The sequence below is a fragment of the Achromobacter sp. DMS1 genome (assembly GCF_001270295.1).
In genome coordinates, this window is record NZ_LHSJ01000070.1 from 26,897 (window position 1) to 46,978 (window position 20,082).

The 20,082-nt window shown below is 62.5% G+C and carries 18 protein-coding genes and 7 pseudogenes; 22 read left to right on the forward strand and 3 right to left on the reverse strand.

Annotated features, from left to right (window positions below; all coding sequences use genetic code 11):
* The 3 genes and pseudogenes from AD428_RS10300 to AD428_RS10310 all read right to left on the reverse strand — a co-directional run.
* Positions 1-681: MlaD family protein (locus AD428_RS10300; protein ID WP_200908020.1), on the reverse strand; the 681-nt coding region annotated here is incomplete at its 3' end.
* A pseudogene (locus AD428_RS10305) lies at positions 668-1,506 on the reverse strand (ABC transporter ATP-binding protein). The pseudogene AD428_RS10305 and the gene AD428_RS10300, both read right to left, overlap by 14 nt.
* Before the next feature lie 2 nt (positions 1,507-1,508).
* Entirely contained in the window at positions 1,509-2,639 is a 1,131-nt protein-coding gene (locus tag AD428_RS10310; RefSeq protein WP_053245108.1) for an MlaE family ABC transporter permease, read from the reverse strand.
* 94 nt (positions 2,640-2,733) lie between these two features.
* Between AD428_RS10310 and AD428_RS29425 the strand changes: the two are divergent.
* From AD428_RS29425 to istA, 22 genes and pseudogenes are all read left to right on the forward strand, one after another.
* Positions 2,734-3,590, forward strand: a pseudogene (locus AD428_RS29425) (biotin--[acetyl-CoA-carboxylase] ligase).
* Positions 3,587-4,384, forward strand: coding sequence for a type III pantothenate kinase (locus tag AD428_RS10320; protein ID WP_053245109.1), 798 nt, complete (start codon positions 3,587-3,589; stop codon positions 4,382-4,384). The pseudogene AD428_RS29425 and the gene AD428_RS10320 overlap by 4 nt, the downstream one beginning before the upstream one ends.
* Positions 4,385-4,397: 13 nt before the next feature.
* Positions 4,398-4,562: a hypothetical protein gene (locus AD428_RS27070; RefSeq protein WP_200908021.1), complete on the forward strand. Its 165-nt coding sequence runs from the start codon at positions 4,398-4,400 to the stop codon at positions 4,560-4,562.
* A 183-nt stretch (positions 4,563-4,745) separates the two neighbouring features.
* Positions 4,746-5,029, forward strand: a pseudogene (locus tag AD428_RS29430) (MlaD family protein); the annotation flags it as partial.
* Positions 5,026-5,595, forward strand: a pseudogene (locus tag AD428_RS24810) (ABC-type transport auxiliary lipoprotein family protein); the annotation flags it as partial. The pseudogenes AD428_RS29430 and AD428_RS24810, both read left to right, overlap by 4 nt.
* 67 nt (positions 5,596-5,662) lie before the next feature.
* A pseudogene (locus AD428_RS10335) lies at positions 5,663-6,314 on the forward strand (alpha/beta hydrolase).
* 152 nt (positions 6,315-6,466) lie between these two features.
* Positions 6,467-7,720 (forward strand): annotated as a pseudogene (locus AD428_RS10340) (D-alanyl-D-alanine carboxypeptidase family protein).
* Between the two features lie 81 nt (positions 7,721-7,801).
* On the forward strand, positions 7,802-8,668 hold the full coding sequence (locus AD428_RS10345; RefSeq protein ID WP_053245112.1) for a D-amino acid aminotransferase: 867 nt from the start codon (positions 7,802-7,804) through the stop codon (positions 8,666-8,668).
* 159 nt (positions 8,669-8,827) lie between these two features.
* Positions 8,828-9,100: a YbeD family protein gene (locus tag AD428_RS10350; protein WP_053245113.1), complete on the forward strand. Its 273-nt coding sequence runs from the start codon at positions 8,828-8,830 to the stop codon at positions 9,098-9,100.
* A gap of 3 nt (positions 9,101-9,103) precedes the next feature.
* On the forward strand, positions 9,104-9,748 hold the full coding sequence (gene lipB / locus AD428_RS10355) for a lipoyl(octanoyl) transferase LipB (protein WP_082308356.1): 645 nt from the start codon (positions 9,104-9,106) through the stop codon (positions 9,746-9,748).
* Positions 9,745-10,446: pseudogene (locus tag AD428_RS10360) on the forward strand (tetratricopeptide repeat protein); the annotation flags it as partial. The gene lipB and the pseudogene AD428_RS10360, both read left to right, overlap by 4 nt.
* 168 nt (positions 10,447-10,614) lie before the next feature.
* The gene (lipA, locus tag AD428_RS10365; protein WP_053245114.1) at positions 10,615-11,619 is read left to right on the forward strand and encodes a lipoyl synthase; all 1,005 of its coding nucleotides are present in this window, start codon (positions 10,615-10,617) and stop codon (positions 11,617-11,619) included.
* 676 nt (positions 11,620-12,295) lie between these two features.
* Positions 12,296-13,324 (forward strand): glycosyltransferase, encoded by a 1,029-nt coding sequence (locus AD428_RS10370; RefSeq protein WP_053245115.1) that lies wholly within the window; start codon positions 12,296-12,298, stop codon positions 13,322-13,324.
* Positions 13,321-13,989: an FAD-dependent oxidoreductase gene (locus AD428_RS27765; RefSeq protein WP_235489712.1), complete on the forward strand. Its 669-nt coding sequence runs from the start codon at positions 13,321-13,323 to the stop codon at positions 13,987-13,989. The genes AD428_RS10370 and AD428_RS27765 overlap by 4 nt, the downstream gene beginning before the upstream one ends.
* A gap of 17 nt (positions 13,990-14,006) precedes the next feature.
* Positions 14,007-14,438: a hypothetical protein gene (locus AD428_RS27770; RefSeq protein WP_235489715.1), complete on the forward strand. Its 432-nt coding sequence runs from the start codon at positions 14,007-14,009 to the stop codon at positions 14,436-14,438.
* Between the two features lie 41 nt (positions 14,439-14,479).
* A complete protein-coding gene (locus AD428_RS10380; protein ID WP_053245116.1) occupies positions 14,480-15,274 on the forward strand; it encodes an NAD(P)-dependent oxidoreductase in 795 nt (264 codons plus the stop codon).
* The gene (locus AD428_RS10385; RefSeq protein ID WP_053245117.1) at positions 15,271-16,107 is read left to right on the forward strand and encodes a sugar phosphate isomerase/epimerase family protein; all 837 of its coding nucleotides are present in this window, start codon (positions 15,271-15,273) and stop codon (positions 16,105-16,107) included. Before AD428_RS10380 ends, AD428_RS10385 begins: the two co-directional genes overlap by 4 nt.
* Positions 16,104-16,460: an SMR family transporter gene (locus tag AD428_RS10390; RefSeq protein ID WP_053245118.1), complete on the forward strand. Its 357-nt coding sequence runs from the start codon at positions 16,104-16,106 to the stop codon at positions 16,458-16,460. Before AD428_RS10385 ends, AD428_RS10390 begins: the two co-directional genes overlap by 4 nt.
* A gap of 21 nt (positions 16,461-16,481) precedes the next feature.
* Positions 16,482-17,294: a glycosyltransferase family 2 protein gene (locus AD428_RS10395; protein ID WP_053245119.1), complete on the forward strand. Its 813-nt coding sequence runs from the start codon at positions 16,482-16,484 to the stop codon at positions 17,292-17,294.
* A gap of 606 nt (positions 17,295-17,900) precedes the next feature.
* On the forward strand, positions 17,901-18,260 hold the full coding sequence (locus AD428_RS10400; protein ID WP_053245120.1) for a hypothetical protein: 360 nt from the start codon (positions 17,901-17,903) through the stop codon (positions 18,258-18,260).
* Positions 18,215-19,279, forward strand: a complete 1,065-nt coding sequence (locus AD428_RS10405) for a hypothetical protein (RefSeq protein ID WP_235489721.1) — start codon at positions 18,215-18,217, stop codon at positions 19,277-19,279. Before AD428_RS10400 ends, AD428_RS10405 begins: the two co-directional genes overlap by 46 nt.
* 244 nt (positions 19,280-19,523) lie before the next feature.
* Positions 19,524-20,082 (forward strand): IS21 family transposase (istA, locus tag AD428_RS10410; protein WP_200908022.1); only part of this gene is annotated, 559 nt, incomplete at its 3' end.

The window sequence follows — 20,082 nt, forward strand, 5'->3', positions numbered from 1 at the left end:
CGCCTGCCGCGCCAGGTCGCCGATCTCGCGCGCGGCGCGGTCCGCCTGGCGCGAAGTGGTGCCCAGCGAATCCATCAGCGGACCGAGCTTGGCCAGCGCCGGGCCGAGGTCGCGCGTGGCCTCCCGCAGCGACTGGGTGATGTCGGTGGCATTCTGCAGGGTGGCGGTCAGCGCCTGCACATTCTGCTCGCTCAGCACGCGGCTCAGCTGGGTGGTGGCCTGCTCCACGTTGGACAGCAGCTTGCCGCCGCGATCCTCGATGCGCTCGAGAAAGCCCGGGCGCAGCGGAATGGCGGCAGGATGCTCGGCCGACGAAGACAAAAGCGTGCGCGACGTGCCGTCGTCGCGCAGCTCCACATTGGCCAGGCCCGTCACGCCTTGCACGCCCAGTTCGGCCCAGGTGGATTCGGTAATGGGCGTGGAGGGCGCGACCCCGATGCGGATGCGCACCTGGCCCGGCTTGGCGGGATTGAGCGCCAGCGACTGCACCTTGCCCACCGGCACGCCCTGGTAGCGCACGGTGGACTGCGTATTGAGGCCGCTGACCGAGGTGGCGGAGATGATTTCGTATGGCTGCAGCTTGGTGCGGTCGCGTCCGATCCAGACCGCGACCAGGGCGGCGGCCACCAGCAAGGCCAGCGTGAAGATACCGGCCATGAGCGCATGACTACGGTTTTCCATTGTGCAATCCCTTCGGCGCCAGATCCCCGAGCGCGCGCCGGCCGCGCTCGCCCAGGAAGAATGTATTGATGAACGGGTGGTCGAACTTGAGCACCTCGGGCAGGGTGTCGCATACGACCACGCGCTTGTCCGCCAGCACCGCCACGCGCGTGGCCAGCGCGATCAGCGTGTCCAGGTCGTGAGTCACCATGACGACGGTAAAGCGCAGTTGCCGGTGCAGGCTGCGCACCAGGTCCACGAATTCGTCCGAGCGCAGCGGGTCCAGCCCCGCCGTGGGCTCGTCCAGGAACAGCAGCTCCGGGTCCAGCGACAGGGCGCGGGCCAGCGCCACGCGCTTGATCATCCCGCCCGAGAGGTCCGACGGCATCTTGTCGGCGTCGCGCGCCGACAGGCCCACCATGGCCAGCCGGCACATCACCACGTCGCGCACCATGTCCTCGGGCACCGTGCGCAGCTCGCGCAGCGGCAGGGCGATGTTGTCGAACACCGACAGCGCGGAAAACAGCGCCCCCGCCTGGAACAGCATGCCCCAACGGTACGACAGCCGGCGCCGTTCGGCCGGCGTGAGGTCCGGCAGCGACTGACCCAGCACGCGCACCGTGCCCGCCGCGGGCGTCGCCAGCCCGATGATCTGCCTGAGCAGCACCGTCTTGCCCGACCCCGAGCCGCCCACCAGCACCATGATCTCGCCCGGGAACACCGTGAGATCGAGGTTCTCGTGCACCACGTGGTCGCCGAAGGCGTGCGCAGCCCGCGCACCATGATCACCGGCTCGACGGTGACGCCGTTCTCCGAGAACAGCCGGTGCTGGGCGGCGTCCATCATCGTCAGATGCCCACCATGCTGAAAATGACGGCGTACACCGCGTCCAGCAGGATCACCCCGGTGATCGAGGTCACCACCGACGTGGTGGTGCCGCGTCCCAGACTGTCGGTATTGGGCTGGATGCGCAGCCCGAAATGGCAGGCGATCAGCGCGATGAGCATGCCGAAGGTCACGCCCTTGAGCAGGCCGATCCAGTAATTGGTAAGCGAAATCGCGTCCGGCAGCGACTGCAGGAACCATTGCGCCGAGACCCCCAGCTGCATCTGCGCGGCCAGCATGCCGCCCAGCAGCGCCATGGCGTCGGTCCAGAGCACCAGCAGCGGCATGGTGATGGCCAGCGCGATGACGCGCGGCAGAATGAGCCGCTGCCCGTGCGAAATACCCATGACCAGCATGGCGTCCAGTTCCTGCGTCACCCGCATGACGCCGATCTGCGCGGTAATGGCCGAGCCCGAACGGCCGGCCACCAGAATGGCCGCCAGCACAGGCCCCAGTTCGCGCACGATGGAAACGCCCAGCAGCCGCACGATGAAGCGGTCGGCGCCGAACATCTGCAATTGCTGGGCGGACAGGTACGACAGCACCACCCCGATGAGAAACCCCACCAGCGCCGTGATGCCCAGCGCCTGCGCGCCGGTGCGGTAGATCTGCGCGGAAATCTCGCGCCAGGGCCCCAGGGCGGGACGCCGCAGCATGCCGAGGAAATCCAGCACGAGCTGACCCAGCATGACGAGCAGCGCGCGGCCGTTCTCGGCGGCCTGGAACACGGCCGCGCCGATGTCGCGCAGCCATCCCCACGGATCGGGGCGCGCGGCCGGCGGCTGCTGGCCGCCCTTGTTCAGGGCCAGCGCGTTGAATACGTCCTGCTGCCCGGCGCCCCAGCGCACGCGTTCGGGCAGTTTCTCGCCCCACGCCTGCCAGATGAGCAGCGCGCCGATGGTATCCAGGCGGCTGACGCGCTGCAGGTCCCAGCGCAGCGGACGGCTTGCCGCGGCGGCCAGCGCGGCCTGGCGGCGCTGGCCCTCGCCCGGCTCGGCCAGCGCCAGCACGCTCCAGTCGCCTGCCACATGGCAGATATTTCCTTCCAGCCGGAAGGGTTCGACAGCGGCCGGGATGGCGGTGGAATGCGGCATGTAGGCTGTATGCACGATGCAAAATGTATCGCCAATCATATACGCAGGGCCCGTGACAGGGCGAGGCAAGGCCGCGTGCCCTACAATCGCCGCCATGTCCGTCACCACTGTCCGCCCCCCCGACCTGCCTGCGCCCGAAACCCTGGCGCGCCTGTTGCGCGAGCGCCTGCCCGGCTTCCGGGATATCGCCTGGACCGGCAGCACCGGGTCGACCAACGCCGACCTGCTGGCCCGCGTGCGGCGCGGCGAAGCCCCCGCCAAGCCCTGGCTGTTGGGCACGCACCTCCAGGAAACCGGCCGCGGGCGCGCCGGCAGGCCATGGCGCAACCGCGTGGGCGCGGCCCTGATGTTCTCCTGCGCCTTCGACGTCCATCTCCCTGCCGCCCAGCTTCCGGCCCTCTCGCCGCTGGCGGGCCTGGCGGCCTGCGAGGCGCTGCGCGCCCTCGCCGGCTCCGCCGCGCGGGATCTGTGCATGAAGTGGCCTAACGACCTGCAGTGGCGCGACGCCAAGCTGGCCGGCGTACTGGTCGAGACGGCACGCAATCCCGGCGGCCCCGAAACCGGCTACACGGCCGTGATCGGCATGGGCGTGAATCTCGGCGACGCCGCCGACCTGTCAGCCGCGCTGGGGCGCGAGGTCGCCGACTGGCACACGGTGGCCCAGGCTGCCGGAGGCTGCCCGGCCGCGCCGCCGACCTGGTCTGCGCCGCCGCCTCGGCCTGGCACGAAGCCGTGCAGACGCTGGAACGCGAAGGGTTCGGCGCCTTCGCCGAGCGGTTCCGCCGCGTCGACGCCCTGGCCGGCCGCCCCGTCAACGTGCTGGACAAGGGCGAAATCGTCCAGAGCGGCACCGCCGCCGGCGTGGACGCCCAGGGACGCCTGCTGCTGCATACCGCCGAAGGGCTGCTGACGGTATCCATTGGCGAAATTTCCATACGGCGCCAGGCATGATCATTCTCATCGACTCCGGCAACAGCCGGCTCAAAGTGGGCTGGCTCGACGACAGCCGCCCCGCCGGACGCCGCGAAGCCGCGGTGGCCGCCTTCGACGGACTGGACCTGGACGCCCTGGACCGCTGGCTGGGATCGCTGCCGCAGCCGCCGCGGCGCGCGGTGGGCGTCAACGTCGCCGGCGAGGCGCGAGGCCAGGCCATCGCGGCCATTCTGCAACGGCATGGCTGCCGCGTCGACTGGTCGCGCTCGCAGGCCAGCACGCTGGGGCTGACCAACAGCTACCGCAATCCCTCGCAACTGGGCGCGGACCGCTGGGCCGCCCTGCTGGGCGTGCTCTCCCGCCTGCCCGAAACGCATCCGCCCTTCCTGCTCGCCAGCTTCGGCACCGCCACCACCATCGACACCGTGGGGCCCGACAACGTCTTTGCCGGCGGCCTGATCCTGCCCGGCCCCGCCATGATGCGCACCGCCCTGGCCCAGGGCACCGCCAACCTGCCCGTGGCGCAGGGCCAGGTCGTCTTCTACCCCGTCGACACACACGAAGCCATCGCCTCCGGCATCGCCGCCGCCCAGGCCGGCGCGGTCATGCGCCAATGGCTGGCCGGACGCCAGCGCTACGGCGTGGCGCCGCACATCTACGCGGCCGGCGGCGGCTGGCCCGAAGTCCGCCACGAAATCGAACGCCTGCTCGCCGAAGCCGGCCACGCCTTCGGCGGCGCGCCCGCGCCCATCTACCTGGACCACCCCGTGCTCGACGGCCTGGCCGCCCTGGCCGGCGCGGCCCAGCCCTGACGGAGACCGCCCCATGCGCCTGCTCTTCATCCTGCTGCTGCTCGCCAACCTGGGCGTGTACGCGCTGGGCCAGGGCCTGCTGGGGCCGCGCCCGGAAGACGAAGGCCGGGATACGAAGCGCTTCGCGCAACAGCTGAACGCGGACGCAGTGCGGGTATTGCCGCGCGAGGGGTCGTAGGCCACGGTATCCCGCGCCAACGACAACCATGCGCGGGACATGACGCCGGCCCCGACCGCCCGTCTGTCTCACCATCTATCTCATTTAAGAGCGCAAGCGCCGACCCTATTCCAGCCAGGGCGCCAGCGCCTGCAGCGTGCGCGCCGTCGCGCCCGCATGCGTGTCGAACCAGCGCCGCGCCGNGCAGGCGCGCGAATCCCTGGCCCGCCTGAACGCGCCCGACGGACCGCTGGCCATGGCCACGCGCAGCCTGAACGACATTGCCTGGGCGGCCGCGCGCCTGGACAACACGACGCTGCCGGCCGTGGGCGGCATGGGCCGACAGCGTGCGCGACGCGGCGCGGGCCGCCACCTCCGCGCTGCGGCGCGTCGACAATTCGCCGCAATCCATTCTGTTCGGCCCGGCGCCCGCAATGCCGGGGCCGGGCGAGCCCGGCTTCGCCGGATTCGGGAGAACGCCTCAATGAAGATCCGTAGCTTGCTTGCCGCGCTGGGCCTGGGAATGGCGCTGGCGGGATGCGGCATGGGCCGCGTGGCCGCGCCGCCTTCCGTGTTCGACCTGGGGCCCGACAGCCGCCCGGTTCCCGCCTTGCCGGACCGCCCGGCGATGGCGCTGGCGTTCTCGGCCGTACCCATGCTTTCGGAAACCGGCGTCGTCTGGCGCGAGGGAGACAGCGCCGCGCCGCGCTCCTACGCCACCTACCGGTGGGCCGCGCCGCCGGCCGAACTGGTGCGTCAGCGCCTGACGGACCGCCTCTCGCGCCAGGGGCCGCTGCTGGCCGAGCGCACCAGCGCCCAGATGCCGCAGTTGCAAGTGACCCTGTCGCGCTTCGAGCAGGTGTTCCAGCCCGACGGCACGGCCAGCGAAGGGCGCGTGCTCCTGCAGGCCGTGCTGGTCCGCAGCCATGCGGTGGTGGGGCAGACCCGCATCGCCACCCGCGCGCCGGCGGCGACGCAGGACGCCGCTGGCGGCGTGGAGGCGCTGCGCGTTGCCACCGACGAGGCGGCCGACCGGCTCGCGCAATGGCTGTCCACCATGCCGCTGCGCGGACGGCGGGAGCGGCGGTTAACATTCTCTCTTTTGCCGCACGAGATTTGCCATGCCCGCACGCACCGAAACCGAGATCTACACCGGCCTTGCCGGCCGCATCGATTGCGCCGTGGACTGGCCCGACGGCGATCCGCGCGGCTGGGCCCTGGTGCTGCATCCGCATCCGCTGCAGGGCGGCGCGCGCGAGAACAAGGTGGTGACCACCATCTCGCGGGCCTGCGTGCAGCATGGGCTGGCGGCCGTGCGCCCGAATTTCCGCGGCGTGGGCGCCTCCGAAGGCGTGTTCGACAAATCGCGCGGAGAAACCGAAGACATGGTGTCGCTGGTGGCGCAGGTGCGCGAGCGCTATCCGGCGCTGGCGCCGCGCCTGGGTGCTCGCGGGCTTTTCGTTCGGCACGGCGGTGGCGGCGCAGGCTTATGCGGCGCTGGCCGACCAGGGCGAGGCCAACCTGCCCAAGGCCCTGATGCTCATGGGGCCGGCGGTGAACCGGTTCCAGTCGCGCGAGGTGGAAGTGCCCGGCGACACGCTGATGGTGCACGGCGAAGAGGACGAGGTGGTGCCGCTTTCCGAGGCCATGGACTGGGCGCGCCCGCGCTCGATTCCGGTGGTGGTGGTGCCGGGCGCCTCGCATTTTTTCCATGGCAAGCTGCTGGTGCTGCGCCAGCTCGTGCAGGCGCGCCTGAAGGTCGCGCTGGATTGAAACCGCGCTGCGCGTTGCATCAGGTTGCATGTTTTCTCGGCCGCGGAACCAGCGGCCGCGTTGCGCGGTCGTATTCCGGCCTGTTCGACTGCCTATAATTGTCAGCCTCTTGCCCCGCGCCAGCGGGCGTCTTTACTGGACCCACGTTGCCGATGAAGAATTTGTCCCACTCCGCTCAATCTCCTCTCGTTGTTTCCCGCCGCGTCCTGAGCGCGCCGTGGTGTCGGCCATGCTTGCCATGTCGGCGCCGGTGTGGGCGCAGCAGGCTCCGGCGGCCCCGGCGGCGGCGCAGTCGCCGCGCGCGCCCGCCGCGGCGAGCGCGGTGCCCGTGGGAGACGTGTCGGCAGTGCCGGCGCCCACCATTGCGGCCAAGGCCTGGATCGTCATCGACGTCAACAGCGGCCAGACGCTGGCGGCCTCCAACCCCGACATGAAGATCGAGCCGGCTTCGCTCACCAAGATCATGACGGCCTACGTCGTGTTCAACGCGCTCGAAGAAAAGCGCCTGACGCTCGAACAGACCGTGCCGGTTTCCGAGCATGCGTGGCGCACGGGCGGCTCGCGCATGTTCATCGAGCCGCGCAAGCCGGTGACGGTCGATGAGCTCAACCAGGGCATGATCGTGCAGTCGGGCAACGACGCATCGGTCGCGCTGGCCGAGGCGGTGGGCGGAAGCGAATCCGCCTTCGCCGCGCTCATGAACCAGGAAGCCGAGCGCCTGGGCATGAAGAACACGCACTTCGTGAACGCCACCGGCCTGCGACCCGCAGCACATGACCACCGCGCGCGACCTCGCCACGCTGTCGGCGCATCTCATTACCGATCACCCCGACTTCTTCCATTACTACAAGCAGAAGAGCTTCACCTACAACAAGATCACGCAGCCCAACCGCAACCGGCTGCTGTGGGCCGACCCGTCCGTGGACGGCATGAAAACCGGACACACCGAATCGGCTGGCTACTGCCTGGTCTCCACGGCGCTGCGCGGCGACCGCCGCGTGCTGGCCGTGGTGCTGGGCACGGACAGCGAAGCCACGCGCGCCGAGGAAAGCCTGAAGCTCTTGAACTGGAGCTTCCAGAACTTCGACACCATCAAGCTCTTCGACAAGAGCCAGCCCGGCATCGAGGCCCGCGTCTGGGAAGGCACCGTCGAGAACGTGAAGCTGGGCCCGCCCAAGCCGGTGTCCCTCACCGTGCCGCGCGGCAAAGCCGGCGACCTCAAGCCGGTGGTGCAGCGCACCGATCCGCTGATCGCGCCGCTGGCCCAGGGCCAGCAGGTGGGCACGGTGCAGTTCACGCTGGACGGCAAGGTGCTGCGCACCGAGCCCCTGGTGGTGCAGGACGCCGTGGAGCGCGCCGGCTTCTTCGGCCGCATGCTCGACACCGTCAAGCGCTGGTTCCAGTAAAAAACAAACGCCGGCGGCGGGTGTAATCTACGGGACGGGCCATGCGCCCGTCCCTTTTCATTCGAAACTCAGGAGTTCCTCATGATTCCGGGCGTGCCTGGCGACAGTCAGGTGTATCTCAACGGCGACTTCCTGCGGCTGGACGAGGCGAAAATCTCCGTCCTCGATCGCGGTTTCATTTTCGGCGACGGCATCTACGAAGTCGTGCCCGTCTACAACGGCAATGCCTTCCGCATGGCCGAACACCTGGACCGCCTCGACCGCAGCCTGGCGGCGCTGCGCATCGCCGAGCCCATGGACCGCCAGGGCTGGATCGACCTGGTCTGCGAACTCATCGCGCGCGGCGGCATGCCCACCTGCCTGATCTACCTGCAGGTAACGCGCGGCGTATACAAGCGCGATCACGCCTTTCCGCCCGAACCCGTCGCGCCCACCGTCTTCGGCATGGCCTCGGCCTGGTCGCCGCCTTCGGCCGAACAGCGCACCCGGGGCATTTCGGCCATCAGCATTCCCGACGAGCGCTGGCTGCATTGCGAGATCAAGTCCGTCTCGCTGCTGGGCAACGTGCTGGCCCGCCAGCAGGCGGTGGATGCGAGCGTGGATGAAGTCGTGCAGTTCCGCGACGGTTGCCTGACCGAGGGCTCGTCGTCCAACATCTGGGTGGTGTCGCAGGGCAAGCTTTTGGCCCCGCCCAAGAACAACCTCATCCTGGAAGGCATCCGCTACGGCTTGCTGGGCGAACTGGCGGCCGAGGCCGGCATCCCCTTCGAGGCGCGCCGCATTACGCGCCAGGAGGTCGAAAACGCCGATGAACTCCTGGTGACTTCGGCCACCAAGGAAGTGCTGCCCATTCTTTCGCTGGACGGCAAGCCGGTGGGTTCGGGCAAGCCCGGCCCTGTTTATGCGCAACTGCGGGCGGGTTATGATGCCCGCATCGCCGCGCTCTGACGCCGGCCGGCCCCGTCGGGGGCCGCTCCGCCCGCGCGGGCCTTGCCTGCGCGGCGCCCGGCCCCACATAAAAGGCTCGCGGTTTCCACAGCGCATCCTTTTCCCGGGTCAGACGCTTTCCGGGCCACGCCGGGGCGCCGCCATCCTCGCAGGCACATCATGCACATTCCTCCCGAAGAATCCCTCATCGAGTACCCCAGCGACTTTCCCATCAAGGTCATGGGCAAGCATCATCCCGATTTCGCGCAGACGCTGACCGAAGTCGTGCTGCAATTCGATCCCGGCTTCGATGCGTCCACGGTCGAGATGCGGCCCAGCAAGGGCGGCAACTACCTGGGGCTGACCTTCACCGTGCGCGCCACCTCCCGCGAGCAGCTCGACGCGCTCTATCGCGCGCTGCACGGCCATCCCATGGTGTCCATCGTTCTCTGAGCCGTGGCGGTCGTCATCAAATGGCTGGCGGGGCCGGCCGAATACCTGCCGGTGTGGCAGGCCATGCAGGCTTACACCAACGAACGCGGCGCCGACGCTCCCGACGAGATCTGGCTCTGCGAGCACCAGCCTGTCTACACGCTGGGGCAGGCCGGCCTGCCCCGGCACCTGCTCAACCCCGGCAACATCCCCGTGGTGCATTGCGACCGCGGCGGGCAGGTCACGTATCACGGCCCGGGCCAGGTCATGGGCTACGCGCTGTTCGACCTGCGCCGCGCGGGCATGTACGTGAAGGAATACGTGGCGCTGCTCGAAAGCGCCGTCATCGGCGCCCTGGCCGAGCTGGGCGTGCCGCATGCCTGCCGCAAGCCCGGCGCGCCTGGCGTCTATGTGCCCGGCCCGGCGGGCGATCTGGCCAAGATCGCCGCGCTGGGCATCAAGATACGCAACGGCCGCGCCTATCATGGCGTCTCGCTGAACGTGGCCATGGACCTGCAGCCTTTCCTGGGCATCAACCCCTGTGGTTACGAAGGGCTGCGCACCGTGGATATGCGCAGCATGGGAGTCGACGTGTCCGCCGCCGTGGCCGGCGAGGCGCTGGGACGCAATCTGGCGGCCGCCTGGACGGCGGCCCGGAGCCTGGCTTGAAAACATTCACCGCCGCCGAAGTCGCGGCCACCACCCCCGAACAACTGGCAGCCCTGCGGGCCGGGCCGCCCGCCGTCTACGCCGCCTGGATCCAGAAAGCCGCCGACATGGGCCTGACCGAGGCCCAGGCCATCTACGGACAGATGCTGCTGGACGGCGCCGGCATCGGGCGCGACCCCGTCCAGGCCCTGTCCTGGTTCAAGCGCGCCGCCCACGCCGACCACCTCATGTCCATCAACATGGTGGGCCGCTGCTACGAAAACGGCTGGGGCGTGCCCCGCGACGAGGTCGTGGCGGCGTACTGGTTCCGCCTGGCGGCCGACCGCGGCCTGGACTGGGGCATGTACAACTACGCCCACATGCTCCGGCAGGGACGCGGCGGCGTGCCCCAGGACCAGGCCGCCGCCCTGGCGCTCTACCGCAAGGCGGCCAAGCTGGGCCACATCAAGTCCATCGGCATGCTGGGCCGCTACTACGAGGCCGGCACGCCGTCGAACGCGACCTGGACGAGGCCCTGGCCTGCTACCGCCGCGCCGCCGAGGGCGCGACTTCGCGGCATGTTCCACCTGGGCCGCCTGCTGCTGGCGCGCGGCCAGGCCGACGCGGCCGAGCCCTGGCTGGCGCGGGTGCCCGAAACCGCCCCGCCGGCTTTTCTGCGGGAAGTCCGACGCCATGCTGCGCGCAGAAGGGTTCGCGCCCCGCTACGGGACTGCCGGGGCGCGGGCGTTTCCCTGATCTGCGCCCGGCCGCGGGAGAGGGCGAACGGTCCGCGAATGCCGCGCGCCCGGCGGCGGCGCCCCGCCAGGGGTAAAATGCCCTTTTCATTCCGGATCGGCCGCCCTGCGCGCCGGTCATGAAGGTGGTCCATGTCTACGCTTGCCGAGTCTCCTGTTCCCCCGAACGAATCCGCCGCCCGCGTCACGGAAGCGGCCTACGATCCGACGCAAAAGCAGAAATCGCAGGCCAAGACCGCGCGCATTCCCATCAAGATCGTTCCGGCCGAGCGCCTGAAAAAGCCTGAGTGGATCCGCGTCAAGGCCGCCGCGCCCGGCTCGCGCTTCTACGACATCAAGCGCATCCTGCGCGAGCACAACCTGCATACGGTGTGCGAGGAAGCGTCCTGCCCCAACATCGGCGAATGCTTCGGCAAGGGCACGGCCACGTTCATGATCATGGGCGACAAGTGCACGCGCCGCTGCCCCTTCTGTGACGTGGGCCACGGCCGCCCCGATCCGCTGGACGAGAACGAACCCCTCAACCTCGCCCGCACCATCGCCGCTCTCAAGCTGTCCTACGTGGTCATCACCTCGGTCGACCGCGACGACCTGCGCGACGGCGGCGCCGGCCATTTCGTCAACTGCATCAACCACATCCGCGAACTCTCGCCCAACACCCGCATCGAGGTGCTCGTGCCGGACTTCCGCGGCCGTCTGGACCGCGCCCTTGCCATTCTCAACGCAGGCCCTCCCGACGTCATGAACCACAACCTGGAAACGGTGCCCCGCCTGTACAAGCAGGCCCGCCCGGGTTCGGACTACATGCACTCGCTCAAGCTGCTGGCCGAGTTCAAGAAACTGCACCCCGACGTGCCCACCAAGTCCGGCCTCATGCTGGGCCTGGGCGAAACCGACGAGGAAATCCTCCAGGTCATGCGCGACATGCGCGAGCACAACGTCGACATGCTCACCATCGGCCAGTACCTGCAGCCTTCCGAGCACCACCTGCCGGTGTTGCGCTACGTTCATCCCGACACCTTCGCCATGTTCGAGCGGGAGGCTTATGCGATGGGGTTCAGCCACGCGGCAGTGGGGGCGATGGTGCGGTCTTCTTATCATGCGGATGAGCAGGCGCATGCGGCTGGCGTCAATTAGCTTCATGGGTTGAGCAATTAGTGCTGAATGCCGCTCGGATCGATTGATTTTGACGATCCTCGCTCGTCATTTTCCCGTTTTCATGAGATTCGGCTGCCCGGCTAAGGGCTCGATTATTTAATGTTTGAAGCCTTTCAACATTACGTAAGCCCGATTCGGGTGCCTATCCTTTGTCCGATGCTGTGCGGACCATTTGGGTGTGTGCCGGATGCACGTCACCCATTGCAGTGAGCAAATGTTTTAGCGCCGTATATTAGGGCAGTGTTAGCTAGGTCTTAGCTGCGGTACCTTCCTGCCCAGCCGGGGCGGCATATATTCAAGCGCTATGAGCGCTGCGTCTCGGCGTGACAACTGGCATCCACGTATAATAGGTTCTCAATCCTGTGGCATATCAGCAACATTGGCGGATATGACAGTCGCTGGATGAACTGCGTCTCTTCGACACTAGCGCTCGCCTCAAGTACCCGACAAAAGAGCATGACCACAGCCGTGCGCTGGCGGTAGGTCAAAGGGGGGCGCATGGCGATTAGTGGTTGATCGGTTACCGCCGGTCGGGATGAAGGCTAACTCCGGCAGATGAAACCAAGTCCCTCTCGTTATTCATAGTAGGGTAAAATTACAAAAAATTTGATTAAAAACGCACCAATATAGGGGTATGCGTTTAGGGGAGTATTGAATGGCGTTTTTTCCAATTTTCTTGTCGATTGTGTTCGTTGTGCGCAATCAATCCACTCGCCTTGAAAAGATATTAACTGATGCTGTTTCCTGCATTGCTCCGCTGGTTAGCGACTACGAGATCATTGTCGTCGATAATGCATCAGACGATGACAGTGTTTCGGTCCTCAAAACACTTACAAGAGAAGACGGGCTTCCCAATCTGCAAATATATGCGTTGACTAAAGAGGTCGATGCAGACACCGCTTCGTGGGTTGGACTGGAGAACGCACTGGGCGACTTCGTCGCTGTCATTGATCCATTGGCGGACGATATCGAATTCCTGCCAGAGATGCTGGAGAAAGCGGTCAGCGGGGCCGATGTAGTATTTGCAAATAATGAAATAAAAGCCACCCAGACTTTACCCTATCGTGTTTCGTACGCCGTCTTTAATGGACTCTACAAGCGCTTTAATGGCATTCATCTTGCCAAAGAGGCGCCGCAATATCGCGTATTGAGTAAGAGAGTCGTGAATTTTATTCTTCAGCACCCGCAACCTGCGATGACGTATCGGCATCTTCCTGCAACAGGGGGATTTGCGCGCGTCAATCTCAACTACAGGTCGGAACCCAAGCTCATTCACACCAAACGGCTGGGCGAGAGTATTGATCGAGGCATGCGTTTGTTGGTGTCGACCACTCGCGCGCCTATGCGTCTTGTGACCTCGTTGTCGTTGTTTGGCGCAATTGCCAATTTGGTGTACTCATTTTATGTCGTTACGGTCGGTCTCTTGAAGACCGATGTTGCGCCTGGCTGGATGAGTTTGTCGCTGCAACAGTCCGGAATGTTCTTTCTGATTTCCCTGGTTCTGCTTGTGCTCGGCGAATACATACTGCATATGGTGAGCCTGTCGAACGAAGGGCCGCTATATCATGTGGGGCAGGAGTTCACCAGCGCCCGCATGACCCGGCGTGAAAAGTTGAATATCGAGGAAATAATAGTCAATCCGCAGATTGCACTAGACACTCGCTCTGAGCGAATTGTCAGATGATTCATTTAGATCAGGGTGCAGTCATTGTTGGGGGCGGATTTTACGGCGCTGCCATTGCTATTTACCTGGCCAAGCAGCGAGGGTTTAAGCGTATCGTTCTGGTCGAGCGTGAGGCCGCACTTCTCTCGCGCGCCTCATACAACAATCAGGCACGTGTTCATAACGGCTATCACTATCCGCGCAGTTTCACGACAGCGTATCGAAGTCGCGTCAATCTACCCAAGTTCGTGCGAGACTGGCCCGATGCGATAACGAAGGACTTCACCAAACTCTACGCGATTGCACGTCGTAATTCCAAAGTCACGGCCAAACAGTTCGATCGATTCTGCCGAGAAATCGGGGCGGAAATCCAGCCAGCGGAGCCGTCGCTGCGTGCATTGTTCGAACCGGGCCTAATTGAGGAAGTTTTTCTTACCAGAGAATATGCTTTCGACTCGACCAAGCTGGCTCGCTGGGCAAAGACGGAGCTGCAAGATTGCGGAGTGCAGATCCGCCTTCAAACGAGTGTAACGGCGATATCGCAAGGCCCAAACCAGACGTTGCAGGTCTCCCTGGCGCCCAACGATGGGCCTGAGGAGTTGATCGCTTGTCGCTACGTGTTCAACTGTACGTACAGCGGACTCAATCAATTCAAGGGAGATTTTCCCGGTACCGGGCCCGGCTGAAGCAGGAAATTACCGAAATGGCATTGGTGCAAGCGCCGCCCGCGCTCGAAGGCCTGGGCATCACTGTCATGGATGGTCCGTTCTTTTCGATGATGCCGTTTCCTGCCCGGGGTTTGCATACGCTTTCACATGTGCGATATACCCCTCACATGCACTGGACTGACGAGCCAGGCACTGATCCGTACCAAAAACTCGATCAGTATGGGCGGGAAACACGCGTCGATCGTATGCTGAGAGATGTAGGGCGCTATCTACCGGCCGTGCTTGATGCCAAATATGTCGACTCACTATTCGAGATCAAGACAGTCCTGGTGAAGAACGAGGGCGATGACGGACGGCCAATTTTGTTTGAAAGGCACTCGGCATTGCCTGGCTGTTATTCCGTGCTGGGTGGAAAAATAGACAATATATATGATGTGCTTGAAAAGTTGGATGCGGAAAGTTTCTAAACATCGCAGCTAGAGAGAGCATTCGTATCCGGAGCGAAAAAATGAATAATGCATTAATTGGTTTTTCGGGATTCGTAGGGAGTACGCTTCTCAAGCAGCACTCTTTCGAGGCGCTCTATCGTTCCACCAACATAGGTGAAATAGAGGGGCGATCGTTCGATACCGTTGTCTGCGCGGGCGCGCCGGCACAGAAATGGATCGCCAATAGGGATCCTGAGGCGGACAGGCAGAAGATTGATGCCCTTATTGCGCACATCAAAACCATCAAATGCAGAAATTTCATCCTGATAAGCACGGTTGATGTATTCAAAGAGCCGGTGGGAGTAGATGAAGATACGCCAGTTGATGAGTCCGGACTCCATGCCTATGGACTGCACCGGCGGCTACTTGAAAAGTTTGTGGCGTCTCACTTTTCAAATCATTTGATAGTGCGCCTGCCCGGGCTCGTTGGCCCGGGCTTGCGAAAAAATGTCATTTTTGACTTCCTTAATGACAATAATCTGCACGCGATTGAGAGCCGGGGAGTGTTTCAGTTTTACCCAATGGTGAATCTCTGGTACGACATTCAGACCGCGCTTGATGCCGGCCTGAACCTGGTTCATCTCACCGCAGAGCCCATCAGTGTGGCCGACGTTTCGAGTAAGGGCTTTGGCAGGGTCTTCGATCAAGTATTGGCCAATGCTCCGGCGGTCTATAGCATGGAGACCATTCACGCTCAATTATTCGGAGGTTCGGGGCGTTATCAATATGGTGTCCGCGAAACCGTCCAGGCAATCAGAGCCTATGCGCAATCCGAGCCGCTTACGAGAAGCGCTGATTCGGGAGTGAAATCTTGAGGTTGGCTATTTCAAATATCGCCTGGGATACCACCGAGGACAAAGCTATAGCGGCCTTGCTTCGGCGCCATAATGTGGACGCGATTGATATCGCTCCAGGCAAATATTTCCCCGAGCCGGGCAAGGCAACTGACAAGGACATTGTCCGTGTCAGAGCCTGGTGGCTTGAGCGTGGCATCGAAATCACGGGCATGCAGGCTTTGCTGTTCGGCACAACGGGTTTGAACGTCTTTGGCCCGCAAGATTCGCGAGATGCGATGCTCGAGCATCTTGCCGGAGTATGTCGCATTGGCGCGGGCCTGGGAGCAAACCGAATCGTCTTTGGCTCGCCAAAGAACAGGGATCGTTCTGGTTTGACCGATCAGGAGACCATGGATATGGCGGTCGCGCTCTTCGGGCGTCTTGGAGACATCGCCAAATCTTATGGTGTCTTGATTTGCCTTGAGCCCAACCCCCCTTGCTACGGTGCCAATTTCATGACTACCAGTCGTGAAACGGCGGAGGTGGTTCGGCAGGTCGGTCATCCGTCCATAAAAATGCAGCTGGATACAGGCGCGCTCACGATCAGTGGCGAGGAGCCCCAAACGGTATTCCGAGAATGCGCCGATCTCATTGGACACATCCATGCGAGCGAGCCGGACTTGGTGCCTTTAGGTGATGGCGGAACTGATCATGCCGAGGCGGCCGTGGCGCTGAAACATTATCTGCCAAACCACGTCGTATCTATCGAAATGGTGGCGACCAAGAACGAACCGCATATTGTGTCAATTGAGCGTGCTCTAAACGTTGCGATTCAACACTATCGAAGTGACAGCATTGGGGCGCACGTATGAAGTGGCTTGTCTTGATTCTCGGCATTGCATCCAACGCCTCGGCCAGCGTCCTGATCAAGATGGCTATGATACCACCACGAAAGTTTCCATCCCTCAGTGCACCTATGGCCGCCTTGCAGAATTGGCCATTTTGGCTGGGGCTGGGGCTATATGGCATTGCATTCCTGCTGTACGCCGCTGCCCTGGCTCGCCTGCCACTCAATGTGGCCCATCCCGTACTGACCGCCGGCGCGGTGGCAACGGTCGCCATGTGCTCGGTGCTGATATTTCGGGAACCGTTTCATTGGACGACGGCAGTGGGGATTGGATTGGTAATCGCGGGTGTTGCGCTGATCACGGCTCGAGTGGCCTGACGATTGACGGAAGAAAGAATAATGAATTCCAGTATCTCACCTGAAGTTCGTGCCACTTGGCAGGTTCCAACCTTTGACACCCCCCTATGGCTCGGTCGTCAGCATGCCTGGTGCGTTGCGATTCCGGTTATCAATGAAGGCGAACGTATCACGAGCCTGCTTTCCAGAATGGCCGTCCTCAAAATTAGTGAGGCCGCAGACATCATCATTGTCGATGGTGGCAGCACTGATAACTCGCTTGAGGTGGATGCTCTGCGGCAGCATGGCGTTCGCGGGCTACTGGTCAAAACCGGTCCCGGAAAATTGAGCGCGCAGCTACGCTGTGTCTATGCATTCGCGCTTGATCAAGGCTACGAAGGCATCGTCAGCATTGATGGGAACGATAAAGACGACCCTGAAGCAATACCACGCTTCATTGCGGCGCTCAAGGAAGGCGTGGACTTTGTGCAGGCTTCGCGCTTTATTTCGGGGGGACAGGCGGAAAACACCCCGAAATCTAGAGACCTTGCCATTCGTTTTATCCATGCACCGATGCTTAGCCTGTTCTCCGGCTTTAGATGGACCGATACCACTCAAGGATTCCGTGCCTACAGCAGGAGAATGTTGCTCGATCCGAAAATTGCTCCGTTTCGAGATATATTCATGACTTATGAGCTGTTGGCATATCTCTCCCATCGTGCTCCCCGGGAAGGGTACCACTGCCTCGAACTGCCGACGATTCGGCGTTATCCCAAAGGCGAAGTGCCGACAAAGATCTCCAGTTTTAAGGGAAATCTGGCCGTACTGGCCATTCTATTGCGCGCATGCTTGAATCTGTATGCGCCGAAGAAATAAGGGATGCACGGCTTTGACGAAACGTCAATATGATCAGTTTCGAATTCAGTGAACCCATGACTGCCCCCATGTGGGACATTCTCGATCACTCGCCTGTAGCCGCGCGCGGCATCGGTGGCAGCTTGTTGCATAGACTGAACCGTCAAGGGGGTGTTCGGCAGGCGCTTACCGATATCTGTCTTAGCTAAGTTCTGATAGCAGGTCCGGCAGATGCGGGGGACCTGGTAGATCATTCGATACGCCACACAAGGGCGTCGAATTGCGCGGAGCGATTGCTATAGGCATCAGCGCGCCCAACTACCAGGACCGGATTGCTTTGCTACTCTTCAGCCGCACCTTGTCTGCGTGGACTTGCTATGCGCCATGACGTCATATGCTTGATACGACGCTGGTACCGCGCGGCGACAAAAGAATGTCCGGCAGATACTTGCACATAAGCAGCATGCCCACACAGAAAGAGTAGTGATGATGGGGTAAGATGGCGTCGGCGGCTGTCATGCATGAGTTTGGCGCCATAAGGTCTTGCGGGTGTGCGAGAAATTATGCGCGACAGGTGCCACCAAAGTCTACCGAGAAGATCAGAAATTAACTGCATGCGCGTATGAAATGTACAAAATAAAAGTATTCAATCGGCTGGGAGTGACATACGCCATTACGAGCAAGCTCTCGCCCAGTATGTTGTATGTCGCGGTGCTGTTTTTTTCTGGCGTGTGTTTTCTGCCAGGTATCGTTATGACAGACACCATGACGAGATGGGTAGGCGCGTACACGATAGTCGGCAAGCTTGATATTTCATGGGGTCTGGAGCTATGGCTCGCACCCACAATGACATGGCTCATGGTGCCGTTTGCCGCAACGAAACATGGCGCACAGTACCTCCTTGCCGCACAGATCGCCTACCTAATGCTTGGCGGCGTGGTATGGATGTATTTTTCGTCGTGCCGCGCCCTTGGTGGGTCGCCGTAGTTTTCATGATTCCGTTGGTCTTTGCATATGCGAGTTTCATCGTTCCGGACGTCTGGACGCTAGCAGCGATTCTGGCGATTGTGGGGTGTTTCTATGCGTTGGAGAATTCTTGGCGTACCGTTCCTTTTATTCTGCTCTTATTCTCTAGCGTCGTCTTGTTTGGATTTCGGCAGAACTCATTGGTCCTTGTGCCCTTTGTTTGGTTTTTTATCGCGCGGTTGCAAGGCCCGTCCAAGCGTGTAAAGGCAGGTATGGTCGCGTTGACGATAGTCGCGCTGTCCATCATTCAATGGGTTCCATCCATTATGGGTTTCGCCGGACATGATAGCTCTGCGTCCGCACCGGCGTGGGAGCTGGCGGGTGCAATCAGGGTCGCTCGGGAGAGCGGCGTAGCCTTGGATTCGACATTGACCTTTGAGGGCATCGTAGACACTGATCTCGTCACGAAACAGCATTCGTTTGTAACGATTGATACCCTTATTTGGGGGGAGAGTGCAGCGATACCAACTACAATCATAATGCAAAAGGCGACGGATATTAAGTCCAGGTGGTTAAATATGATATTTAAACATCCAATAATATATTTGAAAACAAAGCTGAGAATTTATGAATGCATGTTGGGGCTGTGCGAGGACTATCTGCAAACTCAGATAGCATGCGTTAATCCTTGGCCGCAGTTGAATGAGCACTTAAAAACCTGCGCCTCCACCGGCTACGGTTCCAAGATTTTGGAGGCTATTAATCGAATACAGGGGGCGATGGGGGTATTGTTGCTCCCGATATTTTGGCTTCCGGTGTCTGCGATGGTGATGCTTTTAAGTTGGCGGATATACAGTCGCTACGATCGAATGCTGATCGTTCTGGCGGCTGCGTATCTCGGAAGTTTCTTTATACTTAATCAAGCGGCATCGTTCAGATACCTGTTTCCTACGTACGTGGTGTTCACGGCGTATCAGATTCGATTTCTACTCTCTCTGTTTTTGCCGGCAAGTGGTCCAGCGCGCGCGTCGCTCGGGTGATCTTCCGTTGGCTCATTCAACCTGGCTTCCAGACTCTGCGCGTGGCGAAGGTTCGGCAACGCAGGCCATGATCAATCGGTTGGAAAACACCCGCTTCCCCGGCCGCAACTGCTGTCGCACCCGTGACCCTGCTTGCTTGTGGGAGTTCTGCCGGTAGGTGTTAGCGCCGGTGTAATACTGACCCACCCCGTCGGAGTAAATCTGACCCACCTGGGCAATGATGGTGGCTTTTTGGCCACCGACAATGTTGACTCAGGAGCAAGCAGTGGAGATCAAGGTAATGGCGCGTCGCGGCGTCAGCATTCGGGAGATGGCCAAGCAGCTAGGCTGCTCACGCAACACGGTCAGGCGATACCTGCGTGAGGCCGATGCCCAGCAGTACCGGCCCCGCGAGGCACGGGCCACCAAGCTGGATCCGTACAAGGACTATCTGCGCGGTCGCATCGAAGCGGCCCGACCGCACTGGATACCGGCAGCCGTACTGCTGCGAGAGATCCAGGAACTGGGCTATCCCGGTGGCGTGACGCAACTCAAGGAGTTTCTGGGTGCCCACAAGCATCAGGAACCTGAACCGGTCGTTCGTTTCGAGACGCCTCCCGGCAAGCAGATGCAGGCCGACTTCACTCACATCCGGCGTGGCCGCGATCCACTGATGGCCTTCGTGGCCACGCTGGGATACAGCCGTTCGAGCTGGGTACGGTTCACCACCGACGAGCGCGCCGACACCTGGTTCGGATGTCTGCGCCAGGCCTTCACCTACTTCGGCGGTGTGCCTCAGCACGTGCTGTTCGACAACGCGGGGG

Coding starts and splice junctions, on each gene's coding strand:
- AD428_RS10345 (WP_053245112.1), top strand. CDS start 7,802: ATGATTCCGGGCGTGCCTGGCGACAGTCAGGTGTATCTCAACGGCGAC.
- AD428_RS10350 (WP_053245113.1), top strand. CDS start 8,828: ATGCACATTCCTCCCGAAGAATCCCTCATCGAGTACCCCAGCGACTTT.
- AD428_RS27765 (WP_235489712.1), top strand. CDS start 13,321: ATGATTCATTTAGATCAGGGTGCAGTCATTGTTGGGGGCGGATTTTAC.
- AD428_RS27770 (WP_235489715.1), top strand. CDS start 14,007: ATGGCATTGGTGCAAGCGCCGCCCGCGCTCGAAGGCCTGGGCATCACT.
- AD428_RS10400 (WP_053245120.1), top strand. CDS start 17,901: ATGTACAAAATAAAAGTATTCAATCGGCTGGGAGTGACATACGCCATT.
- AD428_RS10390 (WP_053245118.1), top strand. CDS start 16,104: ATGAAGTGGCTTGTCTTGATTCTCGGCATTGCATCCAACGCCTCGGCC.
- AD428_RS10370 (WP_053245115.1), top strand. CDS start 12,296: ATGGCGTTTTTTCCAATTTTCTTGTCGATTGTGTTCGTTGTGCGCAAT.
- lipA (WP_053245114.1), top strand. CDS start 10,615: ATGTCTACGCTTGCCGAGTCTCCTGTTCCCCCGAACGAATCCGCCGCC.
- AD428_RS10320 (WP_053245109.1), top strand. CDS start 3,587: ATGATCATTCTCATCGACTCCGGCAACAGCCGGCTCAAAGTGGGCTGG.
- AD428_RS10405 (WP_235489721.1), top strand. CDS start 18,215: ATGGATGTATTTTTCGTCGTGCCGCGCCCTTGGTGGGTCGCCGTAGTT.
- AD428_RS10380 (WP_053245116.1), top strand. CDS start 14,480: ATGAATAATGCATTAATTGGTTTTTCGGGATTCGTAGGGAGTACGCTT.
- AD428_RS10310 (WP_053245108.1), bottom strand. CDS start 2,639: ATGCCGCATTCCACCGCCATCCCGGCCGCTGTCGAACCCTTCCGGCTG.
- AD428_RS10395 (WP_053245119.1), top strand. CDS start 16,482: ATGAATTCCAGTATCTCACCTGAAGTTCGTGCCACTTGGCAGGTTCCA.
- AD428_RS27070 (WP_200908021.1), top strand. CDS start 4,398: ATGCGCCTGCTCTTCATCCTGCTGCTGCTCGCCAACCTGGGCGTGTAC.